This window comes from Streptomyces tendae, from assembly GCF_014650435.1.
Taxonomy (GTDB): domain Bacteria; phylum Actinomycetota; class Actinomycetes; order Streptomycetales; family Streptomycetaceae; genus Streptomyces; species Streptomyces tendae.
Window position 1 is genome coordinate 317633 of record NZ_BMUY01000002.1, and the last position, 25157, is coordinate 342789.

The 25157-nt window shown below is 72.7% G+C and carries 28 protein-coding genes and 1 pseudogene; 9 read left to right on the forward strand and 20 right to left on the reverse strand.

The window, feature by feature from the left end:
* Positions 1-25: 25 nt before the first annotated feature.
* Together IE258_RS06365 and IE258_RS06370 are read right to left on the reverse strand one after the other, a co-directional pair.
* Entirely contained in the window at positions 26-634 is a 609-nt protein-coding gene (locus tag IE258_RS06365; protein ID WP_189740051.1) for a hypothetical protein, read from the reverse strand.
* Positions 627-1181 carry a SigE family RNA polymerase sigma factor gene (locus tag IE258_RS06370; RefSeq protein WP_189740054.1) on the reverse strand — a complete coding sequence of 185 codons (555 nt, stop codon included), beginning with the start codon at positions 1179-1181 and terminating at the stop codon, positions 627-629. The genes IE258_RS06365 and IE258_RS06370 overlap by 8 nt, the downstream gene beginning before the upstream one ends.
* A 161-nt stretch (positions 1182-1342) precedes the next feature.
* Between IE258_RS06370 and IE258_RS06375 the strand changes: the two genes are divergently transcribed.
* The 3 genes from IE258_RS06375 (at position 1343) to IE258_RS06385 (ending at position 4333) form a co-directional block, all read left to right on the forward strand.
* Positions 1343-2905, forward strand: a complete 1563-nt coding sequence (locus tag IE258_RS06375) for a PH domain-containing protein (protein WP_189740056.1) — start codon at positions 1343-1345, stop codon at positions 2903-2905.
* Positions 2906-3010: 105 nt separating this feature from the next.
* A complete protein-coding gene (locus tag IE258_RS06380; RefSeq protein WP_229891959.1) occupies positions 3011-3406 on the forward strand; it encodes a hypothetical protein in 396 nt (131 codons plus the stop codon).
* A 150-nt stretch (positions 3407-3556) separates the two neighbouring features.
* Positions 3557-4333 carry a polysaccharide deacetylase family protein gene (locus IE258_RS06385; protein ID WP_189740059.1) on the forward strand — a complete coding sequence of 259 codons (777 nt, stop codon included), beginning with the start codon at positions 3557-3559 and terminating at the stop codon, positions 4331-4333.
* A gap of 13 nt (positions 4334-4346) precedes the next feature.
* Here the strand turns inward: IE258_RS06385 and IE258_RS06390 are convergent, their stop codons facing one another.
* The 12 genes and pseudogenes from IE258_RS06390 to IE258_RS06445 all read right to left on the reverse strand — a co-directional run bounded on the left by IE258_RS06390 (position 4347) and on the right by IE258_RS06445 (position 16241).
* Positions 4347-5543, reverse strand: a complete 1197-nt coding sequence (locus tag IE258_RS06390; protein ID WP_189740062.1) for an NAD(P)/FAD-dependent oxidoreductase — start codon at positions 5541-5543, stop codon at positions 4347-4349.
* Positions 5544-5658: 115 nt separating this feature from the next.
* The gene (gene sigJ, locus IE258_RS06395; RefSeq protein WP_159325070.1) at positions 5659-6603 is read right to left on the reverse strand and encodes an RNA polymerase sigma factor SigJ; all 945 of its coding nucleotides are present in this window, start codon (positions 6601-6603) and stop codon (positions 5659-5661) included.
* 21 nt (positions 6604-6624) lie between these two features.
* Positions 6625-7302: a potassium-transporting ATPase subunit C gene (locus IE258_RS06400; protein ID WP_189740065.1), complete on the reverse strand. Its 678-nt coding sequence runs from the start codon at positions 7300-7302 to the stop codon at positions 6625-6627.
* A gap of 5 nt (positions 7303-7307) precedes the next feature.
* Positions 7308-9410: a potassium-transporting ATPase subunit KdpB gene (gene kdpB / locus IE258_RS06405; protein WP_373309734.1), complete on the reverse strand. Its 2103-nt coding sequence runs from the start codon at positions 9408-9410 to the stop codon at positions 7308-7310.
* Positions 9411-9442: 32 nt separating this feature from the next.
* Positions 9443-11104 (reverse strand): potassium-transporting ATPase subunit KdpA, encoded by a 1662-nt coding sequence (gene kdpA / locus IE258_RS06410; protein ID WP_189740072.1) that lies wholly within the window; start codon positions 11102-11104, stop codon positions 9443-9445.
* A gap of 7 nt (positions 11105-11111) precedes the next feature.
* Entirely contained in the window at positions 11112-11201 is a 90-nt protein-coding gene (kdpF, locus tag IE258_RS06415; protein WP_037922167.1) for a K(+)-transporting ATPase subunit F, read from the reverse strand.
* A gap of 245 nt (positions 11202-11446) precedes the next feature.
* A pseudogene (locus IE258_RS06420) lies at positions 11447-11864 on the reverse strand (GtrA family protein); the annotation flags it as partial.
* Positions 11865-12062: 198 nt separating this feature from the next.
* Positions 12063-12854, reverse strand: coding sequence for an ABC transporter permease (locus IE258_RS06425; protein WP_189740074.1), 792 nt, complete (start codon positions 12852-12854; stop codon positions 12063-12065).
* On the reverse strand, positions 12851-13879 hold the full coding sequence (locus tag IE258_RS06430; RefSeq protein ID WP_373309724.1) for an ATP-binding cassette domain-containing protein: 1029 nt from the start codon (positions 13877-13879) through the stop codon (positions 12851-12853). The genes IE258_RS06425 and IE258_RS06430 overlap by 4 nt, the downstream gene beginning before the upstream one ends.
* Before the next feature lie 117 nt (positions 13880-13996).
* Positions 13997-14839 (reverse strand): DUF4097 family beta strand repeat-containing protein, encoded by an 843-nt coding sequence (locus IE258_RS06435; protein WP_189740078.1) that lies wholly within the window; start codon positions 14837-14839, stop codon positions 13997-13999.
* 98 nt (positions 14840-14937) lie between these two features.
* Positions 14938-15456 carry a hypothetical protein gene (locus tag IE258_RS06440; protein WP_189740081.1) on the reverse strand — a complete coding sequence of 173 codons (519 nt, stop codon included), beginning with the start codon at positions 15454-15456 and terminating at the stop codon, positions 14938-14940.
* A gap of 161 nt (positions 15457-15617) precedes the next feature.
* Complete coding sequence (locus IE258_RS06445; protein WP_189740084.1) at positions 15618-16241, reverse strand: carbonic anhydrase; 624 nt, start codon at positions 16239-16241, stop codon at positions 15618-15620.
* A 139-nt stretch (positions 16242-16380) separates the two neighbouring features.
* On the opposite strand from IE258_RS06445, the gene IE258_RS06450 reads away from it, so the two are divergent.
* Positions 16381-16545, forward strand: a complete 165-nt coding sequence (locus IE258_RS06450; protein ID WP_373309725.1) for a hypothetical protein — start codon at positions 16381-16383, stop codon at positions 16543-16545.
* Complete coding sequence (locus tag IE258_RS06455; protein ID WP_164883916.1) at positions 16542-16679, forward strand: DUF6126 family protein; 138 nt, start codon at positions 16542-16544, stop codon at positions 16677-16679. The genes IE258_RS06450 and IE258_RS06455 overlap by 4 nt, the downstream gene beginning before the upstream one ends.
* Before the next feature lie 14 nt (positions 16680-16693).
* Here the strand turns inward: IE258_RS06455 and IE258_RS06460 are convergent, their stop codons facing one another.
* Positions 16694-17047 (reverse strand): ArsR/SmtB family transcription factor, encoded by a 354-nt coding sequence (locus IE258_RS06460; protein WP_189740087.1) that lies wholly within the window; start codon positions 17045-17047, stop codon positions 16694-16696.
* 258 nt (positions 17048-17305) lie between these two features.
* On the opposite strand from IE258_RS06460, the gene IE258_RS06465 reads away from it, so the two are divergent.
* The gene (locus IE258_RS06465; protein WP_189740090.1) at positions 17306-18787 is read left to right on the forward strand and encodes a GAF domain-containing SpoIIE family protein phosphatase; all 1482 of its coding nucleotides are present in this window, start codon (positions 17306-17308) and stop codon (positions 18785-18787) included.
* 36 nt (positions 18788-18823) lie between these two features.
* Here IE258_RS06465 and IE258_RS06470 read toward each other — a convergent pair whose 3' ends face one another.
* The 3 genes from IE258_RS06470 to IE258_RS06480 form a co-directional block, all read right to left on the reverse strand.
* Positions 18824-19249, reverse strand: coding sequence for an ATP-binding protein (locus IE258_RS06470; RefSeq protein WP_189740094.1), 426 nt, complete (start codon positions 19247-19249; stop codon positions 18824-18826).
* A 108-nt stretch (positions 19250-19357) separates the two neighbouring features.
* Positions 19358-20707 carry a phosphatase PAP2 family protein gene (locus IE258_RS06475; protein WP_189740097.1) on the reverse strand — a complete coding sequence of 450 codons (1350 nt, stop codon included), beginning with the start codon at positions 20705-20707 and terminating at the stop codon, positions 19358-19360.
* Positions 20708-20725: 18 nt separating this feature from the next.
* On the reverse strand, positions 20726-21346 hold the full coding sequence (locus IE258_RS06480) for a VOC family protein (RefSeq protein ID WP_189740100.1): 621 nt from the start codon (positions 21344-21346) through the stop codon (positions 20726-20728).
* A gap of 131 nt (positions 21347-21477) precedes the next feature.
* Between IE258_RS06480 and IE258_RS06485 the strand changes: the two genes are divergently transcribed.
* A complete protein-coding gene (locus IE258_RS06485; protein WP_189740103.1) occupies positions 21478-22062 on the forward strand; it encodes a TerD family protein in 585 nt (194 codons plus the stop codon).
* 12 nt (positions 22063-22074) lie between these two features.
* Here the strand turns inward: IE258_RS06485 and IE258_RS06490 are convergent, their stop codons facing one another.
* Positions 22075-22806: a ferritin-like domain-containing protein gene (locus tag IE258_RS06490; RefSeq protein WP_189740106.1), complete on the reverse strand. Its 732-nt coding sequence runs from the start codon at positions 22804-22806 to the stop codon at positions 22075-22077.
* A 106-nt stretch (positions 22807-22912) separates the two neighbouring features.
* The gene (locus IE258_RS06495) at positions 22913-23566 is read right to left on the reverse strand and encodes a helix-turn-helix domain-containing protein (protein WP_189740109.1); all 654 of its coding nucleotides are present in this window, start codon (positions 23564-23566) and stop codon (positions 22913-22915) included.
* A 218-nt stretch (positions 23567-23784) separates the two neighbouring features.
* Between IE258_RS06495 and IE258_RS06500 the strand changes: the two genes are divergently transcribed.
* Both IE258_RS06500 and IE258_RS06505 read left to right on the forward strand, forming a co-directional pair.
* The gene (locus tag IE258_RS06500; RefSeq protein ID WP_189740112.1) at positions 23785-24642 is read left to right on the forward strand and encodes an oxidoreductase; all 858 of its coding nucleotides are present in this window, start codon (positions 23785-23787) and stop codon (positions 24640-24642) included.
* 284 nt (positions 24643-24926) lie between these two features.
* A complete protein-coding gene (locus IE258_RS06505) occupies positions 24927-25130 on the forward strand; it encodes a cold-shock protein (RefSeq protein ID WP_003975209.1) in 204 nt (67 codons plus the stop codon).
* Positions 25131-25157: the final 27 nt, after the last annotated feature.

Sequence of the window (25157 nt, forward strand, 5' to 3'; positions counted from 1 at the left end):
GTCCGGTTTCCAGTACCCCCGGGGCTCAGTCCGCGAGCCAGTACGCCTCCCGCAGCGAGTGCACGCGGCCCTCGCCGTCGTAGTCGATGACGAACGCCCACTTCCGGTCGGCGGTCAGGCGGTCCAGCAGCTCGTCCAGTCGCACGTCCGCCGGGTCCCCGCCGGACAGCCGCCGCGCTTCGACCGGCGTCCCCCGCGACAGGGTCAGCGTGTGCGCCTCACCCGCGGGCGTCGCGGTCCCCCCTACGGCGCGCAGCGGCTCGACGGTGACCCGCACCGTGTCGCCCCGCACCACCGGGTCGTACACATGGGCCAGTTCCTCGGCGTACTCCTCCCCCGGAGCGGGAGCCGGCGGCACGAACCGCGAGGCCGTCGCCGTCGGGTGGACGGCCGGCGGCTCGGGGCCCCGGGCGGCCCGGACCAGCGAGATCCCGCCCAGCGCCACCGCCGCGATCAGGAGCGCGCCGCCGGACGCCAGCGCGGCCCGCCTGCGGCGTACTCGCTGCTCACCGCGAGCCCGGATCCGCTCCGCGGCCGGCGGCACCGCCCGCCGGCGGCCCGACTCGGCGAGGTCGGCCAGGCACTCCTCCAGTCCCCCATCCGGTCCGGGCACCAGTCCGGGCCTGTCAGCCATGACGCACCTCCGGCGGGCGGCTCGTCCGCGGGTCCAGCTCCGTGTCGGTCAGCAGCCGTGCCAGTGCCGCCCGACCCCGGCTCAGCTGCGCCTTGACCGTACCGACCGGGCAACCGACCTCGGCAGCCACCTGCTCGACCGTCAGGTCGCACAAGTGGTGGAGCACCACGGCCCGGCGCTGCGTCTCGGGTATCCGCCGCAGCGCCTGGACCAGCACCACGTGGTGCGGTTCCGGCGGCAGTACGGCGGCCGGCGGGCCCTGGCGCCGGGCGAAGGCGAGCGCGGTGCGCACCTTGCGCCATCGGCTGACCGCCAGCCGCCAGGCGACCGTGCGCACCCACGCCTCGGGGGCGCCGTTCAGGTCCAGCTCGGCCCGCCGTTCCCAAGCCCGGGCGAAGGCCTCCTGGACCACGTCCTGCGCCTCGGCGAGGTCGCCCGTCATCGCGTACAGGTGACCGATCAGCCGACCGACGCTCTCGGCGTAGAAGGCGTCGAACTCGCGCGCGTCCGCACCCTGGCCGGTGCTCGGTTCGTCTGGTGGTCGCATGTCTCCCCCGTCGGGCTGCACGGTGCCACCCGACCGCCCTCCGGTACAAGGGGCGTGGTCTGCGGCGGCGGACCGCCCACGGGTCCCGGCAGTCTCGCGGGCCGGGAGACTGCCGGATGCGGTACAGGCGGGGGCCGGGTGGGCGCTGGCACCATGCGGGCATGAACACCGGCCGGGAAGTGAGTGTCCGTCCCCTGCGCACGCGGCCCCTGTGGGTCTTCGTCGCGCTGGGCGCGACCGGGGCCGTCCTGGCCGCGGGGCGCCTGGCGTACACGGGTGAGCTGGACTGGTGGGTGGGCGGAGGGCTGCCGGCCGCTCTCGTGGGCGTCGCGTTCCTCCACGCGGTCACCCTGGAGGTGGGCGCCGACGCGTACGGCGTGCGGTACGGCTCGCTGGTGCGCCGCCGCCGGAGCCTGCCCTGGGGGGACATCGCCGACCTGCGCGTCCACATCCAGTACGGGCGGCACGGGGAGGAGTACTTCCGCGTCGGCGTGCTGCTGCGCGACGGGCGGACCCGGCGGCTGCCCCTGCCGCTGTCCGTGTCCCGGGACGACCGGCCGGACTTCGACGCGAGACTGGACGAGCTGCGGGCCCTGCACCGTCGACACGGAGCACCTGAGTCGGACCACCTCGCCGTCATCTCCAGACGCACCGCGGGGCGCGGCGCCGCCGTGCCGCTGATCCTCTGCGTGCTGCTGCTCGCGGGCGCGGGGCTCGCCGCGTGGTTGGTGCCGGTCACGGGAGCGACGAAGGACGCGTGGGAGTCGGCCGCACCGTGCGCGGCCGAGGCGCCGCCCGCGGATCGCGCGGAGTGCCTGACCACCCTGCCGGCCGTGATCGCACGGACCGAGGTGAACAGCGGGAAGGGGCCCAGCAGGCTGTACTTCGCCGACGGCCGGCCCGTGGACCGGGTGACCGTCTCGCGGGAGGGCGCCCGGGGGTTCCGGGCCGGTGACCGCGTCGAACTCACCGTGTGGCGCCGTCAGGTGAGGGTCGTCGCCGGGGAACACCACGTGTGGCGCGAGCACTTCACCGACGCCGGTTCGGTGGCCGTCGTGGCGGCCGGGCTCGCACTCGCGGCCGGGTATCCCGGTGCCCGGGTGCTGCTGCGCCGGCGCGGGCGCCGGCTTCCCGACGACGAGGTGCTGCCGTCGGCGCTGCCGTTCGCGGGTGCCCTGGTCGTCACCGCGCTGTGGCTGCTGCCGTTCTGCTACGTCCACCCCATGGGCCCGCCGGCTTCCCCCGGGCCGCTCGCCTGGGCGGCCGCGGGGTCCCTGGTCACGCTGGGCCTCCTCGTCCTGGCGTGGCGCGCGACCCGGATCCGTACGCCGCAGGTCGCCGCGACGGCCGCGGCGACCGGGGCGGTGCCCCGGGAGGCCGCCGGAGAGGACGTGTTCCTCGCCGCCCGCTTCCTGGAGAGCACCGACTACAACCCGAACCACTTCGGCACCCATGTCGTGCTCGGCGACGGTCCGCCCGCCGTCGTCCCCCACCCCGGGCCCGGGCGGTTCGCGGCGAAGGCCGTTCCCGCGCACCGGCTCACCGTCAAGGGCGTACGGCGTCCGCGCGGCGGCGACGGCGACGGCGTGCCCCGCGGCTGGCACGTCGCCGAACTCGACGACGCGGGCGAGCCGGTCCGCCTCACGGCGGCCCCGGCCGACCTGGCCCGCATCCTGCGTTCCCTCGACGCCGTCGAGACGGCCACCGGCGCGGACAACGCCTGAAGTTGCCGGAACACGGCAGCTTCGGCCGGTCTGCCGTACCGGAAGGCACACTCACGCCGGGGCGGGCGGGTTGCCTAGGCTTCCGTCCGGAAGGGGGCCGCGATCATGTCTGCCCGACTGAGCACGGACGACTGGTGGCTCATCGCCTTCGGCGCCACCGTCGTCTACACCGCCGTGATGTATTGGTGCATGCCGACGCGCAAGGCCCGGCTGCGCATGTTCGCCGCCCCGCTGGCCGGCTGGCTGTTCCTGCTGCCCAACGCCACGGTGAAGGGCTACTCCGTCCCGCACACCCTCTTCATCTACAGCGGTGTCCTGCTCACGTTCGTCGTCATGCTGGCGCCGATCGCCAGGAAGGTCGCGGCCGACATCCGGGAACAGGAGGAGAAGCCCTGGGACAAGGTCCCCCTCAACACCTTCTCCCTGTACTGGATGGCAGGGTCGGGCACGGCTTGCACGGGAGTCGGGGCCTACCTCTGGCAGTACCTCGCCCAGGGGTGAGCCGTAGCCCGGTTGTCCGCGAACTCCCCCGGGATTGTCCGTGATCCGTAACGGACGGATCCCCGCGGGGCCTTTTCCCGTCCTGCCATGTGGTCCCCGACGTGATCGGGGGCCGGCGGTGAGGGACTACGCGAAGGCGGGGCGGCGGAGATGGCGCGGCACAGTGGTGGACGGGGCTGGTACGGCAAGGTCGTCGGGGCGGCGCTCGGTGTGACGATGCTCGCCGTCGGCGCCTCGGTGTGGACCGCGCAGGCCGATCCCTCCGGCGGCGGCGCGAAGCCCGCGTCCTCCGCGTCGGCCACGCCGGGCGGCGATGCCAAGCCGGTCGACATCAGCATCGCGCACGCCTCGGACGCGGGGCCGAGCGGCGTGAACATCACCATCGACGACGGTCCCGACCCGGCGTGGACACCCCAGGTGCTCGACCTGCTGGACGAGTACGGGGTGAGGGCCACCTTCTGCATGACGGGCGTTCAGGCCAAGGCCCACCCGGACCTCGTGAAGGACGTCGTCGCCGCCGGGCACCGGCTGTGCGACCACTCGGTCTCGCACGACACCGCCATGGACAAGAAGTCCGAGGCGTACCAGTCCAAGGAGATCCTCGACGCCGAGCGCATGATCACCGAGGCGTCCGGGGGCGTCCGGCCGATGTACTACCGGGCCCCCGGTGGGGCGTTCACCCCCTACAGCCGCAAGCTCGCCGCCTCCCACGGCATGCGCCCGCTGGGCTGGAACGTGGACACCAAGGACTTCGAGCGGCCGGGCACGGACGCCATCGTCACCACCGTCCAGCGGGAGCTGCCCAACGGGCCGACGATCCTCTTCCACGACGCCGGCGGCGACCGCACCCAGACCGTCGAGGCGCTGCGGCAGGTCCTGCCCTGGCTGAAGGAGCAGGGCCGCACCTTCGGGTTCCCGGTGCGCTGAGCGTGACCGCCGCTCAGACCGTCGGGGCGGGCTCCGGCGTACGGGCCACCACCGGACGGCGCCGGGTCGGCATGCCCAGGGTCGGGTTGGCGACGCCCCAGGCCGCGGACTTGCAGACGAGTTCCTTGTAGAGGGCGGCGAGCCGTCCGGTCAGCGCCCCGCGCACGGCCCGGTCGTCGGCGGTCACGTACTGGATCAGGCCCTGGCCGCGGCCCAGCGAGATGCACTGGTTGAAGTAGCGCGGCGTCACGTTCGGCAGCTTCCCGCCGGTCAGCCGGGCCGCGATGGCGTCGGCGGCCTGCCAGGCGGTGGGGACGCCCGAGGCGCAGGACATCCTGAGCGGCTTGTCGCCGGGGCCCGCGGCCAGCGCCGCGTCGCCGACGGCGTACACGTCCGGGTGCGACACCGAGCGCATGGTCCCGTCGACCACGATCCGGCCCGTGTCCGTGACCTCCAGCGTGGTGGCTCCCGCCAGCGGGTGGACGGCGAACCCGGCGGTCCACACCGTGACGTCGGCCGGTACGGCCGTGCCGTCGGCGGTGACGACGCGGTCCGCGGCCACGGCCGTGACGGCGGCGTCCTCGTACGCCGTGATGCCGAGGGCGGCGAAGACCTTCCGCAGGTGGCGGCGGCCCTTGTGGGAGAGCCAGTCACCGAGGCCGCCGCTCGCCGTGAGCGACACCTCCAGGTCCGGGCGGGCCTCGGCGATCTCGGACGCGGCCTCCAGGCCGGTGAGCCCGCCGCCGACCACGACCACGGACCGGCCGGCCTCGAGAGACGCCAGGCGTTCGCGCAGCCGCAGCGCTCCCGGCCGGCCCGCGAGCTCGTGGGCGTGCTCGGCGACACCGGGGACGTCCTGGGGGTTCCAGGCGCTGCCGAGCGCGTAGACGAGGGTGTCGTACGCCAGCTCACCGGTGCCGTCCGCATCGGTCACGGAGACGGTCTTCCGGTCGGCGTCCACGCCGGTGACCTTGGCGATCCGCACGTCGACGCCGGTGCGCGCGAACATCTCGTCGAGCGGCCGGGCCCTGAGGTCCTGGCCGACCGCGAGCTGGTGCATCCGCACCCGTTCGACGAAGTGGGGCTCGGCGTTGACGAGGGTGATGGCCGCGTCCTCGCTCCGCAGCCGCCTGGCGAGACGGCCGGCGGCGACGGCTCCGGCATATCCGGCGCCCAGGACGACGATGCGGTGCCGCGGGGTGTGCTGCATGACGTGCTCCCTTGTGTCCGGCCGCTGAGGGCTCTCTCCAGCGGGACTCGCCCCTTGAACCGGGCAGCCCGCGGATTCCTGACAGGAGCAGGAGGTGACCTGCGTCACAGCAGGGTCAGAAGACCTGGAACAGGGGTTCCCCGTGGTCGGTGGCCGCCCACCGGCGGGTGGCGCGTTCGAGCTTGTCGGGGTTGACCTGGTTGCGGAAGCCCGCGAGCCCCTCGGGCGTGACCTCCAGGCACATGATCCCGATGACCCGGCCGTGCACGACGGCCACGACGGCGGGGTCGCCGTTGGCGGTGACGGCGTAGATCTCGGCGGGACCGCCGGTCAGCTCGCGCTTGGCCTTGCCGGGCTTGAACAGGCCCCGCATGAACGTGGCCACGGCGCGGGCGCCCTCGAACGCCTTGGCGCGGGCCGGGACCTTCCCGCCGCCGTCGCCGATCGACACGGCGTCCTCGGTGAGCAGCCGGACCAGCGGTTCGGTCCGGCCGCTGGTGGCCGCCGCGAGGAACTCGTCGATGATCCGCCGGGCCTCGGCCCCGTCGACCTCCGTACGCGCCCTGCCCTGCGCGACGTGCTTCCTGGCCCGGTGCAGGGTCTGCTGGCTGGCGTCCTCCGTGATGTCGAGGATCGCGGCGATCTCCCGGTGCGCGTACGCGAACGCCTCACGCAGGACGTACACCGCCCGCTCGGCCGGTGAGAGGCGCTCCAGCAGGGCGAGGACCGCCAGGGAGACCGACTCGCGCTGCTCGGCCGTCTCGGCGGGGCCGAGCATCGGGTCGCCGGCGAGCAGCGGCTCGGGCAGCCACTGGCCGACGTAGGTCTCCCGCCGGGCGCGGGCCGAGGTGAGCTGGTTGAGGCAGAGGTTGGTGAGGACCTTGGTCAGCCATGCCTCGGGCACCTCGACGCGTGCGACGTCGGCCGCCTGCCAGCGCAGGAACGTCTCCTGCACGGCGTCCTCCGCCTCGCTCGCGGAGCCGAGGAGGCGGTAGGCGATGGCCTCCAGACGGTGCCTGGAGGCCTCGAACCGTTCCACGTCGCTCACCGTGAGGGCCATGTCCCGGATTGTAACGGTGCCTCAGTGCCCGGCCGCCGGGGCCACCAGGTCCTTGAGCGCGATGTTCAGTTCCAGGACGTTCACCCGCGGTTCGCCGATGAAGCCGAGGGTGCGGGGGGTGGTGTGCTCGTCGACGAGCTTCTGGACCCGGTCGGCGGGCAGGCCGTTCTTCTCGGCGACCCGGTGCACCTGGAGGTCGGCGTACCGCGGGGAGATGTCCGGGTCCAGGCCGGAGCCGGAGGAGGTGACGGCGTCCGCGGGCACGTCGGACGGCCGCACGGGGTGGCCGGGCACGGAGTTGTCCTTCACCACGGCGGCCTTGGCGTCCTTCACCCACTGGAGGAGTTCCGGGTTGTCGGCGGAGCGGTTGGTGGCTCCGGACAGGATCAGCTCGTACTGGGTGTTGACGCTGTTGCTGCCGAGGCCGTTGGCCGGGCGGCCCTGGAACCATTTCAGGTCCGGTTCCGGGGTCTCCTGGCCTTCCTTCAGCGGCAGGTTGTAGGACTGGCCAATGAGGGAGGAGCCGACGACCTTCCCGTCCGCCTCGATCTCCGAGCCGTTCGCCTTCCCGGGGAACAGCCCCTGGGCGACGCCGGTGACGGCGAGCGGGTAGACGATGCCGGTGACCACGGTCAGGACGAGGAGGGCGCGCAGTCCCGCCGCGAGGAGGCGGGCGGCGTTGCTTACGGAGGTGTTCATGGCGGTCAACCGATTCCGGGGATGAGCGAGACGATCAGGTCGATGAGCTTGATGCCGACGAACGGGGCGACCAGGCCGCCCAGTCCGTAGACGGCGAGGTTGCGGCGCAGCATCCGGTCGGCGCTCATGGGCCGGTAGCGCACGCCCTTCAGCGCGAGCGGGACCAGCACCACGATGATCAGCGCGTTGAAGACCACCGCGGACAGGATCGCGGAGGACGGGGAGGACAGGCCCATGATGTTGAGCTTGTCCAGGCCCGGGTGGACGGCCGCGAAGAGCGCCGGGATGATCGCGAAGTACTTGGCGACGTCGTTGGCGATGGAGAACGTCGTGAGCGCCCCCCGGGTGATCAGCAGCTGCTTGCCGATCTCGACGATCTCGATGAGCTTGGTCGGGTTGGAGTCGAGGTCGACCATGTTGCCGGCCTCCTTGGCGGCCGACGTTCCGGTGTTCATGGCCACGCCGACGTCCGCCTGGGCCAGCGCGGGGGCGTCGTTGGTGCCGTCGCCGGTCATCGCCACCAGCTTGCCGCCGGCCTGCTCCCGTTTGATCAGCGCCATCTTGTCCTCGGGCGTGGCCTCGGCGAGGAAGTCGTCGACGCCGGCCTCGTCCGCGATCGCCTTGGCGGTCAGCGGGTTGTCGCCCGTGATCATGACGGTCTTGATGCCCATGCGGCGCAGCTCCTCGAACCGCTCCCGCATGCCGTCCTTGACGACGTCCTTGAGGTGGATCACCCCGAGGACGCGCGCGCCGCGGTCGTCCTCGACGGCCACCAGCAGCGGCGTACCACCCGCCTCGGAGATGCGGGCGGTGGCGGTGTCCGCGTCGTCGGCGACCGTGCCGCCGCGCTCCCGGACCCAGGCGGCGACCGAACCGGCCGCGCCCTTGCGCACCCTGCGGCCGTCCACGTCCACGCCCGACATACGGGTCTGGGCGGTGAACTCGATCCATTCGGCGCCGACGAGTTCGCCTTGGTGCCGCTCGCGCAGCCCGTACCTCTCCTTCGCGAGGACGACGACGGAGCGGCCCTCGGGGGTCTCGTCGGCGAGCGAGGAGAGCTGGGCGGCGTCGGCGACCTCGGCCTCCGGCACCCCGCGCACGGGCACGAACTCGGCGGCCTGCCGGTTGCCGAGGGTGATGGTGCCGGTCTTGTCGAGGAGCAGCGTGGAGACGTCGCCCGCCGCCTCGACCGCGCGGCCCGACATCGCCAGTACGTTGCGCTGCACCAGGCGGTCCATGCCCGCGATGCCGATCGCGGAGAGCAGGGCGCCGATCGTGGTCGGGATGAGGCAGACCAGCAGGGCCACCAGCACGACCGTCGTCAGCTCGGTGCCCGCGTAGTCGGCGAACGGCGGGAGGGTGACACAGGCCAGCAGGAAGACGACGGTCAGCGAGGCCAGCAGGATGTTGAGCGCGATCTCGTTCGGCGTCTTCTGCCGGGCCGCCCCCTCGACCAGGTTGATCATCCGGTCGATGAAGGTCTCGCCCGGCTTCGTGGTGATCCGGACGACGACCCGGTCGGAGAGCACCTTCGTCCCGCCGGTGACCGCGGACCGGTCGCCGCCGGACTCCCGGATGACGGGCGCCGACTCGCCGGTGATCGCGGACTCGTCGACCGAGGCGACGCCCTCGACGACGTCGCCGTCGCCGGGGACGATGTCGCCGGCCTCGCAGACCACCAGGTCGCCGACGCCCAGCCCGGTGCCGGGCACCCGTTCCTCGCGCCCGTCGACCAGCCGGCGGGCGACGGTGTCGGTCTTGGCCTTGCGCAGGGTGTCGGCCTGCGCCTTGCCGCGGCCCTCGGCGACCGCCTCCGCCAGGTTGGCGAAGAGCACGGTCAGCCAGAGCCAGGCGCTGATCGTCCAGCCGAACCAGTCACCGGGGTCCGTGAGGGAGAAGGCCGTGGTCAGGACGGATCCGACGAGGACGACGAACATGACGGGCGACTTCACCATCACCCGCGGGTCGAGCTTGCGGAACGCGTCGGGCAGCGATGTGGCCAGCTGCTTCGGATCGAAGAGGCCCGCGCCGACGCGGCCCTGGTCGGGCTTGTGCCCGGTGGACGCGTCGTCGTGCGGCGCCCGGTCCGGGGTGGTGACGGTGGACATGGCGTCCTCTTGTTGTTTCCGCGTGTGAGTGGTCATGCCAGCCCCTCGGCGAGCGGGCCCAGGGCGAGGGCCGGGAAGTAGGTCAGCCCGGTGATGATCAGTACGGCGCCCACCAGCAACCCGCTGAACAGGGGCTTCTCGGTGCGCAGGGTGCCCTTGGTGACGGGCACCGGCTGCTGCCGGGCCAGCGAGCCCGCGAGGGCCAGGACGAACACCATCGGCAGGAACCGGCCGAGCAGCATGGCGAGGCCGAGGGTGGTGTTGAACCACTGGGTGTCGGCGTTCAGACCCGCGAAGGCGGAGCCGTTGTTGTTCGCGGCGGAGGTGTAGGCGTACAGGATCTCGGAGAAGCCGTGCGCCCCGCTGTTGGTCATCGAGTCGCCCGGCGTGGGCAGGGCCATCGCGGCGGCCGTGAACACCAGGACCAGGGCCGGGGTGATGAGGATGTAGCAGGCGGCGAACTTGATCTCGCGGGTGCCGATCTTCTTGCCCAGGTACTCGGGCGTGCGCCCGACCATGAGTCCCGCGATGAACACCGCGATGACCGCCATGACCAGCATGCCGTAGAGACCGGATCCGACACCGCCGGGCGCGATCTCGCCCAGCATCATGCCGAGCATGGTGATGCCGCCGCCCAGGCCGGTGTAGGAGGAGTGGAAGGAGTCCACCGCGCCGGTGGAGGTCAGGGTGGTCGACACCGCGAAGATCGACGAGCCGCCGATGCCGAAGCGGACCTCCTTGCCCTCCATCGCGCCGCCGGCCGCCTGCAGCGCCGGGCCGTGGTGGGCGAACTCGGTCCACATCATCAGGGCGACGAAGGAGAGCCAGATGGTGGCCATCGTGGCGAGGATCGCGTAGCCCTGGCGCACCGAGCCGGTCATGACGCCGAAGGTGCGGGTCAGCGCGACCGGGATGAGCAGGATCAGGAAGATCTCGAACAGGTTGGTGAACGGCGTCGGGTTCTCGAAGGGGTGGGCGGAGTTGGCGTTGAAGTAGCCGCCGCCGTTGGTGCCCAGCTCCTTGATGACCTCCTGGGAGGCGACCGCGCCCCCGTTCCACTGCTGCGAGCCGCCCATGAACTGGCCGACCTCGTGGATGCCGGAGAAGTTCTGGATGACACCGCAGGCCACCAGGATCACCGCGCCGACCACGGCGATGGGCACCAGGACGCGGACGACACCGCGGACCAGGTCGGCCCAGAAGTTGCCGAGTTCACCGGTGCGGGACCGGGCGAAGCCGCGGACGAGAGCGACGGCGACGGCGATACCGACGGCCGCCGAGACGAAGTTCTGCACGGCGAGACCGGCGGTCTGCACGACGTGGCCCATGGCCTGCTCGCCGTAGTACGACTGCCAGTTGGTGTTGGCCACGAAGGACGCGGCGGTGTTGAACGCCTGGTCCGGGTCGATGGAGGCGAAGCCGAGCGAGCCGGGCAGCACGCCCTGGAGCCGCTGGAGCAGGTAGAGGAAGAGGACCCCGGCGACGGAGAAGGCGAGGACACCGCGCAGGTAGGCGGGCCAGCGCATCTCCGTGTCCGGGTCCGCGCCGATGCCCCGGTAGATCCATTTCTCGATCCGCAGGTGCTTGGGCGAGGAGTAGACCCTGGCCAGGTAATTGCCGAGGGGGACGTAGGCGAGCGCCAGCGCGGCCATGAGCGCGAGCAGCTGGAGCACGCCGGCGAGGACGGGGCTCATGCGGTGCTCAGAACCTCTCCGGGTGGATCAGGGCGAGGACGAGGTAACCGAGCAGGGCGACGGCCACGATCAGGCCGACGATGTTCTCCGCGGTCACAGCTTCGTCACCCCCTTGGCGACAAGGGCCACGAACGCGAACACCGCGATCGTGGTGACGACGAAGGCCAGGTCGGCCATCGCTGGCTCCTAGTGAGGTTCGGAAAAGAGGCTGACAGGGAGATGAGAGCCCCGTTCCGACCGGATTCGGCCACCGTTGACGGCTTCCATACGGCGGCGTGAGCGCCTTTGACACGTCTCTGACGAGGGGAGACCCCGCGTCTCCCGCGACGGCGGGCCGCCCGCCCCGCGCGAAGACGACCAGGCGCAGGACCACGAAGCGAGCGATGCCGGCGAGCGCGGAGGCGGACAGGTAGACGGCCTGTTCGAGCACCGCGCCGGGCGCCGCCACCACCTGGTGCAGGGCGAGCATCGCCGCACACGTCACCGCGTACGCGGCCGCCGCCGATCCGGCGGACTGGGTGTGCTGGCGCCAGGTCGTACGCCCGCCCGTGCCGAAGGTGAAGCGGGCGTGCAGCTCGGTGCCGAGGAGGGTGGAGGCCGCGGTGGCCAGGGCGTTGGCCAGGGCCCAGGGCATCCAGGAGGCGAGGCCGGCCACCGCGAAGCCGGCGGCGAGGCCCACGCCGCCCCCGCAGAGCACGAAGCGGGCGAAGGCCGCGAGCGCGCCGGGCGTGGCCTGTCGACGGCTCTGCACTGCGTCCATGGTCGGACCGTCCCCCTCCGTAGTGCCGTTGATGACATCACTATGGCACACACCTGGCACCATGTGGAGCCATTTTCTGGCGCCATGCGCGCCGTTGCCCGGCGGCAGGGCAACGGCGAGGGCGGCGCATCCGACGAGGTGCCGGGTGCGCCGCCCTGGGAGGAACGGGTCGCGGGTGCCGCCCGCGGACGTGGCGGCCTACTTCGACTCGCGGTTGAAGACCGACTTGGACCAGAAGTAGCCGAGCGCGCAGAGGGCCAGGCACCAGCCGAGGGCGAGCCAGCCGTTGTGGCCGATCTCGGTGCCGAGGAGCAGGCCGCGCAGGGTCTCGATGGCGGGGGTGAACGGCTGGTACTCGGCGATCGGCTGGAACCAGCCCGGCATGGCGTCGATCGGCACGAAGGTGCTGGAGATGAGCGGGAGGAAGATCAGCGGCAGCGCGTTGTTGCTGGCGGCCTCGGCGTTCGGGCTGATCAGGCCCATGCCGACGGCGATCCAGGTGAGCGCCGTGGCGAACAGGGCGACCAGCGCGAAGGCGGCGAGCCACTCCAGGACGGTGGCGTCGGTGGAGCGGAAGCCGATGGCCGCGGCGACGCCACCGACGAGGACCACGCTGATCACCGACTGCAGCACGCTGCCGATGACGTGCCCGGTGATCACCGAGCCGCGGTGGATGGGCATGGTGCGGAAGCGGGCGACGATGCCCTCGCTCATGTCGTTGGAGACGGAGACCGCGGTGCCGACCGTGGTGCTGCCGATGGTCATCAGCACCAGGCCCGGCACGATGAACGCGATGTAGGCGGACCGGTCGGCGCCGCCGCCACCGATGCCGGCGCTCATCGTGTCTCCGAAGATGTAGACGAAGAGGAGCAGCAGCATGATCGGCGTGAGCAGGAGGTTGAGGGTGAGGGAGGGGTAGCGCCGGGCGTGCAGGAGGTTGCGGCGCAGCATGGTGGAGGAGTTGCGCACGGCGAGGGTGAGGGTGCTCATCGGACCGTCTCCTTGGTCGCGTCGGACTGGCCGGTCCGGTCGGTTTGGGCGGGGACGCCGGCGCCGCCGGTCAGGGCGAAGAAGACGTCGTCGAGGTCGGGGGTGTGCACGGTCAGCTCGTCCGCCTCGATGCCCGCGCCGTCCAGGCGGTCGAGGACGGAGCGCAGGTCGCGCTGGCTGCCGTCGCTGGGGATCTGGAGGGTGAGGGAGTCGTCGTCCCCGGTGCCGCCGGGCAGGGCGGTGGCGGCGTCGCGGTAGGCGTCCGGGTCGGTGAAGCGGAGCCGGACGTGTCCGCCGGGGACGAGCCGCTTCAGTTCCTCGGCGGTGCCTTCGGCGGCGATCCTGCCGTCGTGGAGCACGGCGATGCGGTCGGCGAGTTCGTCGGCCTCCGTCAGGTACTGGGTGGTGAGGAAGACGGTGACACCGCCGGTGACGAGTTCGCGGATGATCTGCCACATGTTGTGGCGGGAGCGGGGGTCGAGGCCGGTGGTGGGCTCGTCGAGGAAGATGACCCGGGGGCTGCCGACGAGGGTCATGGCGATGTCGAGGCGGCGCTTCATGCCGCCGGAGTAGGTGGAGGCGGGCTTCTTCGCGGCCTCGGTGAGGCCGAAGCGCTCCAGCAGTTCGGCGGCGATCCGCTTCCCCTCGCGCCGGGGCAGCAGATGCAGGTCCGCCATGAGGAGCATGTTCTCCTCGCCGGTGATCAGACCGTCCACCGCCGAGAACTGTCCGGTGACACCGATGGCGCCGCGGACCGCCTGCGGGGCGGTGGCGAGGTCGTGGCCCGCCACCTGGGCCTGCCCGCCGTCGGCGGAGATGAGGGTGGAGAGGATCTGCACGGTGGTGGTCTTGCCGGCGCCGTTCGGGCCGAGCAGCGCGAACACGGACCCGGCCGGGATGCGCAGGTCGATGCCGTCGAGGACGGTCTTGGCGCCGTACGACTTGCGCAGATTCGCGGCGGAGACGGCGGCGGGGGCCTGCGGACCGGCTCCCGAGGTGGTCGTGGGCATGACAGACGAAGGCATGGAGCCCTCCCGTTCGAGGGGATGACGGATTCGGGGGACGGATCCGGGGGTGACGGATTCGCGGGACTGATCCGGTGTTTCGCGGGACGGATCCGGGGTGACGGAGTCGGCGGGCTCTCAGGCCTTGGCGCGGCGGACGTCGATGTTGCCGTACCGGGTGCGGGCGTGGACCTTGACGGTCTCCTCGGTCCCGGCGGGGCTGCCGGACGCGGTGAGCGTGTTGCGCACCAGCCCGCCGCTGGACTGGACGTCGAGCCAGGCGGCCGTGCCCTCGCGGACGCCGACCTCGATGGCGCCGTAGGAGGTCTCCAGCCGGATCTCGCCGCGGACCACCTCGTCCACCCGCAGGGTGCCGTGGGCGGTGGTGGCGGTGAGCGATGCCTCGGCGCGGGCGACGTTGATGTCACCGTTGGCGTTCTTCACCCTCAGGTCGGCCAGTGCGACGCCCACGGTGGTGGAGCCGTGCGAGTTCTTCAGGACGGCGGGGCCCTCGAGGGCGCCGACGCGCACGCTGCCGGAGCTGGTGGTGATCTCGGCCGAGCCCTCGACCCGGTCCACGGTGACCGAGCCGTGGGAGGCGTTGAGCTCGACCGGTCCGGTGGTGTCCAGGCGCACGTCACCGCCCGGGGTCTTCACCCGGACCTCGCCCAGCCGGCCCTCGCCGAGGACCTGGGTCCAGGAGCCGACCGTGTCCACCCGCGACCCCGCGGGCAGTTCCACCGTCACCTCGACCGCGCCGGTGGGGCCGATGAAACGGCGCTCCTTCGTACTGATCGTCAGGACGCCGCTCGCGTAGGAGACCTCGGTCTGTTCGGCGGCCCGTACGTCCTTGTCCCGCCCGGGGTCGCCGGGGCGCACCTCGACGACCGTGTCGGACCGGTCGCTCGCGGTGAACCGGATGGAGCCGGCGCCCACGTGGGCGTTCACCGCGATCGGTCGGGGAGTGTCGAAAGAAGGCATGGCTGTACCGTCCTCTTGAGTCCGTGGGGCGTCCCCGCTGGTGGGACGTGGTGTGGGTTGGTGCGGGTACCGGTGGCTGCCGGTGCGGGTACGGGTGGCTAGCGCACCCAGCCGGTGAAGCTCTGTCCGACGTTGCGCGCCCGCTCCGGCGCGGGCGGGGTGCCACCGCCGTCGACGGCGGCCGACACGGCCCGCACCAGCCAGGCGTTGACCGACAGCCCCTCGCGGCTCGCGGCCTCCTCGGCCCGCGTCTTGAGGTGGGCCGGCAGGCGCAGGTTGACGCGGGCGGTACCGCCCTCGTCGCCGTCGGCGGGCGCCGGCGCCCTGAGCGTCTCTACGGGCGCGGCCTGCTCCGTGGCACCACCGCCGTCGGTGGGCGGCGGCGTCACCACGAAGTCGGGCTCGAGCCCGCGCAGCCGTACGTCGACCGAACCGGGGGCCAGTTCGCGGGTGATCTCGTCCATCGCGGCGGAGAGCACGTTGAGCATGGTCAGCCGGGTCGCCGACTCCAGCGGAGCGATGAGCCGCTCGGCCAGCTCGCGGGCTTCGTCGCCCCCGGCTTCGGCGGCCACCGCGAGTTCACGGCGAAGTGTGTCGACATACGGGGTGAGGTCCATGACGCCATGATGGCACCACGATGGTGCCACGCGCAAGGCACAACGACATCACGACCCCGAGGCCGTGAACCGCAGGCCCCCGACCTGCGGAAACGCCGCAGAAAAAATCTGCGCCCCCGTGGTGCCACGAGTGGCGCCACGGAGGCACAGGTGTCCGTCGGCTACTCGACGAGCCCGTGGGCCGCCACGCGCTTCACCGTTCCGTCGGCCAGCCGGTAGGACAGGCCGACGACGGCGCACCGGCCGGCGGCCACCTCGGCCGCCAGCAGCGCCGAGCGGCCCACCAGCCCGTCGACGCTCCGGCGGATGTGTTCGTCCACGAACTCGTCGACCTGGGTGCGGCCCAGGGCGCGCGCGGCGAGCACGCTCGGGATCACCCGCTCCACCACGTCCCCCAGGTATCCGGCCGGTGCGGTGCCGCCGCGCTCCGCCTCGGCGGCCGCGGTGACCGCGCCGCAGGAGTCGTGCCCGAGCACCACCACGAGCGGTGCGCCCAGCACGGCGACGCCGTACTCCACGCTGCCCAGCACCTCCGCGCCCGCCACATGGCCGGCCGTCCGCACCACGAACAGGTCGCCCAGCCCCCGGTCGAAGATGATCTCGGCCGCGAGCCGCGAGTCCGAGCAGCCGAACAGCACCGCGAACGGATGCTGGCGCGGGGCCAGTTCCGACCGGCGGTCGGCGTCCTGGTTGGGGTGCAGACGGTCCCCGCTCACGAAGCGGGCGTTGCCCTGCAGCAGCGCCGCGTAGGCCTCGGCGGGGGAGGAAGGGGTCAGATCAGGCATGGGTGCACGGTACTGGCCCGACGGCGGAACGACGGGCAGGCGATAGAGTGGGGAAGGACTTGCAGACTTACGCAATTCATCAGTTGCCTTGATTCATACATCCTCCACGGACCGCACGGACGGACGAGAGGTGACCGAGATGCCGATCCCGTACCGCCCCCCGTACCGGCTCCACGTCGTGTACGAACCGGCCGGCGGGGAGGCCGCCGAGCTGCCGGCCACCGCACGGCGGATCCTCTCCGAGCTGCTCACGGGCCAGGGGCGACTGCTGGAAGAGCTGCGGACCGCGGAGCCCGTCCGATGAGCGGGCGCGGCAACGACGAGCGCCGGTTCGAGCGCGGTGTCGCCCTCCGGGCGGGCTTCTACATCTTCGGCACGCACGTCCTCGCCGGTTTCATCTGGCTGCTCTTCTACGTGGGTGAACACGCCCACAAGTGACCGGCCGCGCGGGCCTACGCCCGCTCGGGCCCCGGCTCGGGCTGCCCGGCCCGGAGGTCCGCGAGCAGTTCGGCCTGTCCGGCGAGCACGCCGGACAGGATGCCGCGCGCGACCCTGAGCAACTCGGCGACCTGCGGGCTGGTCAGGGAGTAGTACACGGTCGATCCCTCCTTGCGGGACACCACCAGGTTCGCCCGGCGCAACACCGCGAGCTGCTGGGACAGATGGGCCGGCTCGATCCCCACCTCGGGGAGCATCTCCGCCACCGCGTGCTCGCGCTCGCTCAGCAGTTCCAGGACGCGGATGCGCGCCGGATGGCCGAGCGTCTTGAAGAACTCGGCCTTCAACTGGTACAGCGGCGTGCTCATCGTGCCTTCGCCTTCCTCGCGCCGCGGCGGCGCGGCCCGGTCGGCCCGCCCTGGGCGCGTCGCGCCCGTCCCGTCCTCATCAGCATGCCGCCCATCCTCGCCCGAGCCACCCGCCAGGCCGAATCCGCCGGGACGAACCCGGTCGCACCGGGGCGGTGCCGGGTTACTCCGACCGGCTGTGGACGGGCGGCACGCCCCGCACCGATGGGCGAGGGTGGGCGGAGGGCGAACCGCACGGCGGGAGGCGAGGCACGCGTGATGGCGGAGGAACGGCAGCGCTCGCCGAACGAGCCGGCCCCGGCCGGCGCGGACCCCGGCGAGGGGCCCGGCGTGGACCCCGGGGAGGGGCCCGCAGCGGCCTCCGGGGAGGGCTCCGGGGAAGGTCCCGCAGCGGCCCCCGGCCAAGGCGGCGCCGACGAGCCGTACGCCTCGCTCCTCGACCTGCCGCTCAGCTCCGACCTGAACCGGATCGGCGAGCAGCTGCACGCCCTGGCCCGCGCCCAGCGGACCCTGCAGGAGCTGCTCCAGGCGGTCGTGAACATCACCGGCGAGCTGGAGCTGCCCGCGGTGCTGCGCCGCATCGTGCGCACCGCGATGGACCTGGTGGGCGCCCGCTACGGGGCCATGGGCGTCCTCGACCAGGAGGGCAGGCTCCTGGAGGAGTTCATTCCGCTGGGGCTCACCACGAAGGAGCTGGCCGACCTGGAGGGCGTGGAGCTGCCGCGGGGCAGGGGCCTGCTGGGGCACCTGATCCACCACCCCGAGCCGCTGCGGGTCAAGGACATCTCGCGCCACCCGGAATCGGCGGGCTTCCCGCCCGGACACCCGCCCATGCGCAGCCTGCTCGGGGTGGCGATCAGTGTGCGCGGCCGGATCTACGGCAACCTCTACCTCTCCGAACGCAAGGACGGGCAGCCCTTCGACCGGCACGACGAGGGCGTGATCCGCGCGCTGGCCGGCACGGCGGGCGTGGCGATCGAGAACGCCCGCCTCTACCAGCAGGTGCAGAACAGCAGCGAGCAGTTCCAGCGGCTGCTGCTGCCGCGCCTGCCCGACCTGCGTCCCTTCACCGCGGGCGCGGCCTACCGTCCGGCGAGCGCGCCCGCCGCCGTGGGCGGCGACTGGTACGACGCCATGCTGCTGCCCGGCGGGGCCTGCGCGGCGGTGATCGGCGACGTCGTGGGGCACGACCTGCGGGCCGCGGCCGACATGTCCCAGATCCGCAACATGCTGCGCGCCCTGTACTACGACCCGGGCGCCGCACCCAGCACCTCCCTCTCCCGGCTCGACCGGATCATGAACGCGGCCCTGGACGAGGCCCCGGTCGCCACCGCGCTCCTCGCGCGGCTGGAGCCCGCCGACGGCACGTGGCAGCTGCGGTGGTCCAGCGCGGGGCACCCGCCGCCGCTGGTGCTGCTGCCCGACGGGCGGGTCCGCTACCTGGACGTGGAGCCCGGACTCCCCCTCGGGGTGGCGCCCGACCTGCCGCGGCCCGACCACTGCCGGCCCCTGCCGGTGGACAGCACCGTCGTCCTGTTCACCGACGGCCTCGTGGAGGTCCCCGGCCAGCCGCTGGACCGGGGCCTGGACGCCCTGGCCGTCACCGCCTCGCGGCTGGTGGGGCTGGCGCCCGAGGACCTGTGCCGTGCCCTGGTCGCCCACCGGCCCGGCAACGGCCACGACGACAAGGCCGTCATCGCCCTGCGCACCCCGCCCCTGACGAGCTACGGCTCCTCGTGAGGGCGGGCCGGTCCGCGTCTCGCAGCGGTCCTCGCCTCACAGCGGGAGCGTGATCCAGATGCTCTTGCCCCGGCCGTCGCAGTCGCCCCGGACCACCGCGGTGCCGCCCAGGGTGCCGGTGAGCTCCATGACGGTCGCCAGTCCCCCGGTCCGGCCGGTGGTCTCCGCGCCGTGCAGCCGCGGCTGGTGCGGGTGCCGGTCGTGCACGGCGAAGGCCAGGCAGTCGTCTCCGATCGCGTAGGTGACGGTCACCTGCTCGCTCGGCGGCGACGCGTGGCGGACGCTGTTGGTGACCAGTTCACTGAGGATCAGCAGGGCGGGTGCGACGGTGGGGTGCCCCGGGTTCACGCCCCACTCGGCGAGGGCCTGCTCGGCCGTTTCCCGGGCCACCCGGACCGCCGGGGGCGCCGCGGGCAGGGTGAGCACGTGCCGGTGGGGCAGGGGCTGGAGCAGGGTGCTCATCGCGTCTCCACAGGGAAACCGGTCCACGGCCTCCTGCGGACCCGGGGCCCCAGCATCCAACGACTTGCCAACTTTCGCAATTCAGCAGGCGTGCGGGCCCCCGGGCGCTCAGGCCGCCTCGAGCCGTGGTTCCGGGAGCGCCTGCGGCACCGCGGGCACCGGTTCCCAGCTCTTCGTGGTCCGTATGTAGCCGTGGATCACCGAGGCCATCGCCAGCAGCAGGAGCGGGCCGAAGACCCAAGGGTGCCGGGCCATCTCCAGCGACAGGTAGCGCGTGGACGCCAGGATCGCGGCGAACACCACCGCCCCGTGGGCGACCAGCAGGCTTCCCGACCGGTCCCAGCCCCGGTCCAGGGCGCGCAGCCCCGCCTCGACCGTGACCGCGAACACCACGCCGGCGACGAGGTCGATGGCGTAGTGGTAGCCGAACCCCAGCGTCGCGGTGAGCGTGGCGACCAGCCAGAACGTTCCTGCCCAGCGCAGGACGCGCGGGCCGTTCCGGGAGTGGATGAAGATCACGGTGGCCCATGCCGTGTGCAGGCTGGGCATGCAGTTGCGGGGGGTGATCCCGTCGTAGGTGAACGGGTGGGGTGCGGCGATCGGCGGTGGCGTGTGCGGCCACAGGTTGGCGATCGCCCACTCCTCGCCGCCGGTGCCGAAGGCGCCGGTGCCGTAGGCGAAGACCGGTCCGACGACCGGGAAGATCATGTAGATGCCCGGCCCGAGCAGACCTATCAGCAGGAAGGTGCGGACCAGGTGGTGGCGCGGGAAGCGGCGCTCGGTGCCCACCTTGCGCAGCTGGTACAGGGCGACGACGGCCGCGGCCACCGCGAGTTGGGCGTAGACCCAGTCCAGCAGGTGCTCACCGACCGGGCCGGTGGCCTCGACGGCCCGGCCCACCAGCCAGGACGGGTTGCCCAGCGCGTGGTCCGCGGTCGCCACGTACCGGTCGAGGACGTCGGGGCGGGTCTTGGAGGTGATCAGCAGCCAGGCGTCGCCCGTCTTGCGCCCGGCCACCAGCAGCAGGCCGAGCCCGACGCCCTTCAGCAGCAGGATCCGTTCGGCGCCGGTGCGCCGCGTCACGGCGACGACCCCGCAGCCCAGGACCACCCACAGCGCCCCGTTGCCGAAGGAGTGGCTGCCGGACGCGGTGGCGTCCGCCGCCCACCGCACCAGTACGACGGCGAGGTCGATGCCGACCGCGACGGCCGCCGCCACGAACCGCTGCCGCCAGGTCAGGACCACCATCGTCAGCGCCAGGCCGGCGTAGAGCAGGGGCCCCGAGGCGGGGGCGAACACCAACTCCTTGGCCTGGTTGGTCATCGGCCCCGGCAGGCCGTAGCGGCGCGCGGCGATCTCCAGCGCGACGAGGAACGCGAGGGTCGCCGCACCCGCAACGGCCCAGAGTCTCGCCCGCGTCCCGCCCCTGGGTATTCGCGGTGTTTCCCGTGAAGACATGCACAGGAAACTAGCCCATCAGTTTCGGAGCTCCGGCTGCCAGGCGAAGCCGTCGGGATCGGCGAACGGGCGGGTGCCGCCGGAGACGACGAGACGGTGCGAACCGGTGCCGTCGGCGGACACCCCGGCGACCTTGGCGAGGGCCCGGCGCTTGTAGAGGGAGAGCTTGACGGTGTCCGGGCCGGTGGCGAACTCGACGTACTTCCCGCCGAAGCTCTTGCCCACGGTGAGGCCCTGCTCGACGTAGAACCGCTTGGTGGCCTTCACGTCCTCGACGCCCAGGAGGAGCACGATCTCGTCGACGTCGCGGGTGACCGGAGCGGTGTCCTTCTTCGCCGACGTGGCGATCTGCCATACCGTGCCGTCCGGTGCCTGGACGACCCCGCCGTAGCCCCACAGCGACTTCGCGGCGGGCTTGAGGACGGTGGCGCCGTGCTCGACGGCCGCGGTGAACAGCGCGTCGACGTTGCCGGGCTGGGCCACCACGAGCGACAGGGTGAAGCCGCGGAAACCGCTCGTCGGGGCGTCGGAGGCGCGGACCCGCACCCGCGACCCGTCGAGCCCGAAGGCGTCGGAGTAGAAGCGGGCGGCGGCCTCGGTGTCGGCCACCTCGAGGGTGACGGAGTCGATGGAGTTCATGTCGTAGACGGTAGGAGCGGGCGGGCCCGCGGTGCTTCTCGAAAACTGACCGGCTGCCCCCGCTCTGCCGAAACGTCTCCGCGCCAGGCAGACTCTGCGGCACAGGCACGACCACGGAGGATGACCCACGCATGATCACGCTCACCAAGGAAGGCGGCCCCGCGGACCTCGACGGGGTGACCCACCTGTCCATCGGCGTCTCCTGGGACCCCACCGCCGGCAGCAGCGGCGGAGTGCTCGGCAAGCTGCGGCGCAAGACCGGCACCGACCTCGACCTGATCGCCGTCGCGATGCAGGGCGGGGACCCGGTACGGCTCGCCGGGCTCGACTCGCTCGACCCGATGGGCAACGGCTCGCTGCTGCACAGCGGCGACAACCAGACCGGCCACGGGGACGGTGACGACGAGACGGTGACCGTCGAGTTCGCGCGGCTCCCCAGCGTCATCACGTCGATCGTGTTCGTGGCCGCCGCGTACAAGAAGGGCAGCTCCTTCCAGAAGGCGCGCAACATCAGCTTCAAGGTCTACGACGCGACCGGGGGCAGCTCGGAGCAGGTCGCCGACATCTGGCCCAGTCTGCTCAGCCAGGACAACGGCTGCGCGGTGGCCAAGGCGGTGCGGGTCGGCGGCACCTGGAAGCTGGAGGTCGTCAACGAGACGGGCAAGATCAAGCAGGGCGACGAGCACGCGCTGATGCGCTTCGCCGTCAGCAAGTAGGACGGCCGGTTCTCACGCGCCGCCCGTCCACGCGTCCGGCCGCGGGGCCAGTACCGCCTCGACCACCTCGGCGGACGAGGCCATGACGTCGGCCGCGAAACGGCGCCGTCCGACGCCGAGGCGGCGCAGCCCCGCGCCGTGGTCGGCGACGACGACCAGGGTGGCCGCGAGGAGGAGCAGCCGCCACAGGGCCAGCACGGGGCGGCGCGTGACGGCGGGCAGCCCGGCCAGCGAGTCGTGCAGCCGCGCGCAGTGGAAGGGGACGTGGCGCCGCTCGTCGGCCAGGATCCGGCCCGCCACCTCCGTGGTCAGCGCGTCGTCCGTGCCGTCCCGCAGGGCGCGGTAGTAGCGCAGCGCCACGACCTCGGCGACCATCAGCACCAGCAGCTCGGTGCGCAGGCCCAGCAGCCGCCGCAGCCGCACGAAGGCGGTGTCGCTCCAGTGGCCGCTCAGCGTCGGTCTGCCGCCCGCGGCCAGCAGCCGGGCGAGGAGCCGGGCGTGGTTCTGCTCCTCGGCGACGAAGAGCCGCACCGCCCGCGCGTAGTCGGCGTCGCCGGCCGCCTCGGCCTTGGCGACGAGGTTCGCCCCGTCGCCGTCCTCGCCGACCTGGAAACGCTGGATGCCCGCCCACACCGCGCGGTGCAGCACGGCGCCCCGTTCCCACTCCGGGTCGCCCTGCGCACGTCTGCGCTCGCGCTCGTCCTCGAACCGCCGTGTCCACTTGGCGAACCCGTCCGCAGCCACTGTGCCGCCCCTCCCCGGGACACGGCCGCCGTGCCCTGGAAGGGGACGACGCAGCGGGGCACCGAACCGTTCCCCCGGCCATTCAGCCGTTCAGCCGCTCGGCCCGTCAGCCGCTCAGGCCGAGTTCGCCCGCGCGCACCCCCGCCTGGAACCGCGACCCCGCGTCGAGGGCGTCGAGCAGTTCGGCGACCCGGCGCCGGTAGGTGCGCAGCGACATGCCCAGTTCCCGCGCCGCGGCCTCGTCGGTGGCACCCGAACCCAGTGCGCGCAGCACCGTCCGGCTCCCGGCGTCGAGCTGCGGCTGCTCGCCCCGCAGGAAGGACACGAGGTCGGTGGCCGCCTCCCAGGCGGCCTCGAACAGGGCGTGCACACCGCCGACCAGGGTGGGCGCGGCGGTCACGGTGTACGCGCGGCCCCCGGGCGCGTCCGCTCCGGCGAGGATCGCCCACCGCCGGTCGATGATGATCGTCTCGTGCGGGAGGCCACTGGCGGCGATCCGCACCCGGGCGCCCCGGGCGGCCAGCTCGTTCAGGTGGGCCCGGCCGCCCTCGTCGGCCAGCGCGGCCGGACTGAGCAGCTTGCGCACCCGCGTGGCACCGCTGTCCCGCACCCGGCTCCGGGCGACCTGCCGGGCGGCGGGCCGGGGCCAGGTGTCGAGGTCGCGGGCGGCACAGACGAACTCCTCCCGGACGGAGGAGAAGAGGTGCCCGGCCCGGGCCAGCAGCTCCACGTCACCGTGCACCGTCATGCTCTCTGCCATACGGCCATTGTGACGCGCCCGCCCCGGTGGTGACCGGACCAACGGCGATCACTACGACCCGGGGGGACGGCCCGGCGCCGGGGTGTCGACGCCCCCGGGCAGCCCCCGCGCCCGGGTGGCCCGGTCGGCGGTGGTGGCATCGGTCGTGGTGGGCGGGGGGTTGGCAGCAAGCTGCCACGGTCTCGTGCGGTGGGGGCGGCGCCTCGCAGGGTGGCGGCATGAGCAACGACTTCCGCCTCGGCGGCGACCTCGTGATCGGACGGCTCGGCTTCGGCGCCATGCGCCTGCCCACCAACAGCTTCCACGGCCCGGCCCGCGACCCGGAGACCGGCCGCGCCGTACTGCGCCGCGCCGTGGAACTCGGCGTGAACCACATCGACACCGCCGCCTTCTACACCAACGACGACGGCTCCGTCCGCGCCAACGACCTGATCCGCGAAGCCCTGCACCCCTACCCGGACGACCTGGTGATCGCCACCAAGGTCGGGCCGCTGCGCACCCCGGACGGAGGTCTGCAGGCGACCACCGATCCCGGCGCGCTGCGGGCCCTGGTCGAGGAGAACCTGAAGGGCCTGGGCGTCGACCGCCTCGACCTGGTCTACCTGCGCATCGGCGGCATGGAACCGCCGCCGCACGGCGAGTCCGTCGCCGCCCGCTTCGAGGCGCTGGCCGCACTGCGCGAGGAGGGTCTGATCCGGCACCTGGGCCTCAGCCACGTGGACGCCGGGCACCTCGCCGAGGCGCGGGCGATCGCACCCGTGGCAGCCGTCCAGAACCACTTCCACACCGACAAGCGCGACGACACGGAGGTGTTGGCCCGCTGCGAGGAGGCCGGCATCGCCTACGTCCCGTTCTTTCCGCTGGGCGGCGGCCTGAGCGACATCCGCGGGGACCGTATCGCCGCGGTCGCGGACCGGCACGGCGCCACCGTCCAGCAGATCGCCCTGGCCTGGCTGCTCGCGTCCTCGCCCGTCACCCTGGCCATCCCCGGCACCGGTTCCCTGTCCCACCTGGAGGAGAACACCGCAGCCGGGTCGATCGCCCTCACCGCCGAGGACCTCGCCGACCTCGGCTGACCGCCGCCCGCGCGGACGTGTCCTTTGTCTCGGTCGGGGGGTGTCCGCGGCGTCCCGGGGGCGCTGTCCGCCGTGACGGCGGGAGAAGTCGGCCGCCGGTCCGGGAATATTCCCCGGGCGGCCGATCGGGCCGAGATTATCGCCGGCACCCGGCCGATCACGGCGTGCTACTGTCGAGGGAAGTTGCAGTTGTGGTTGCCTGAAGGTTTTTCCGACGGGGTGATCATCGCGGCGACCGGAGTGCACACAGGGTGAACTCCGAGCACCGTACCGAAGGAGAAAACATGGCTTCCGGCACCGTGAAGTGGTTCAACGCCGAAAAGGGCTTCGGCTTCATCGAGCAGGACGGCGGCGGCCCCGACGTCTTCGCCCACTACTCGAACATCAACGCGCAGGGCTTCCGCGAGCTGCTCGAGGGTCAGAAGGTGACCTTCGACATCGCGCAGGGCCAGAAGGGCCCGACGGCCGAGAACATCACCCCGGCCTGACGCTCACGCATACTCCGCAGCTGGGGC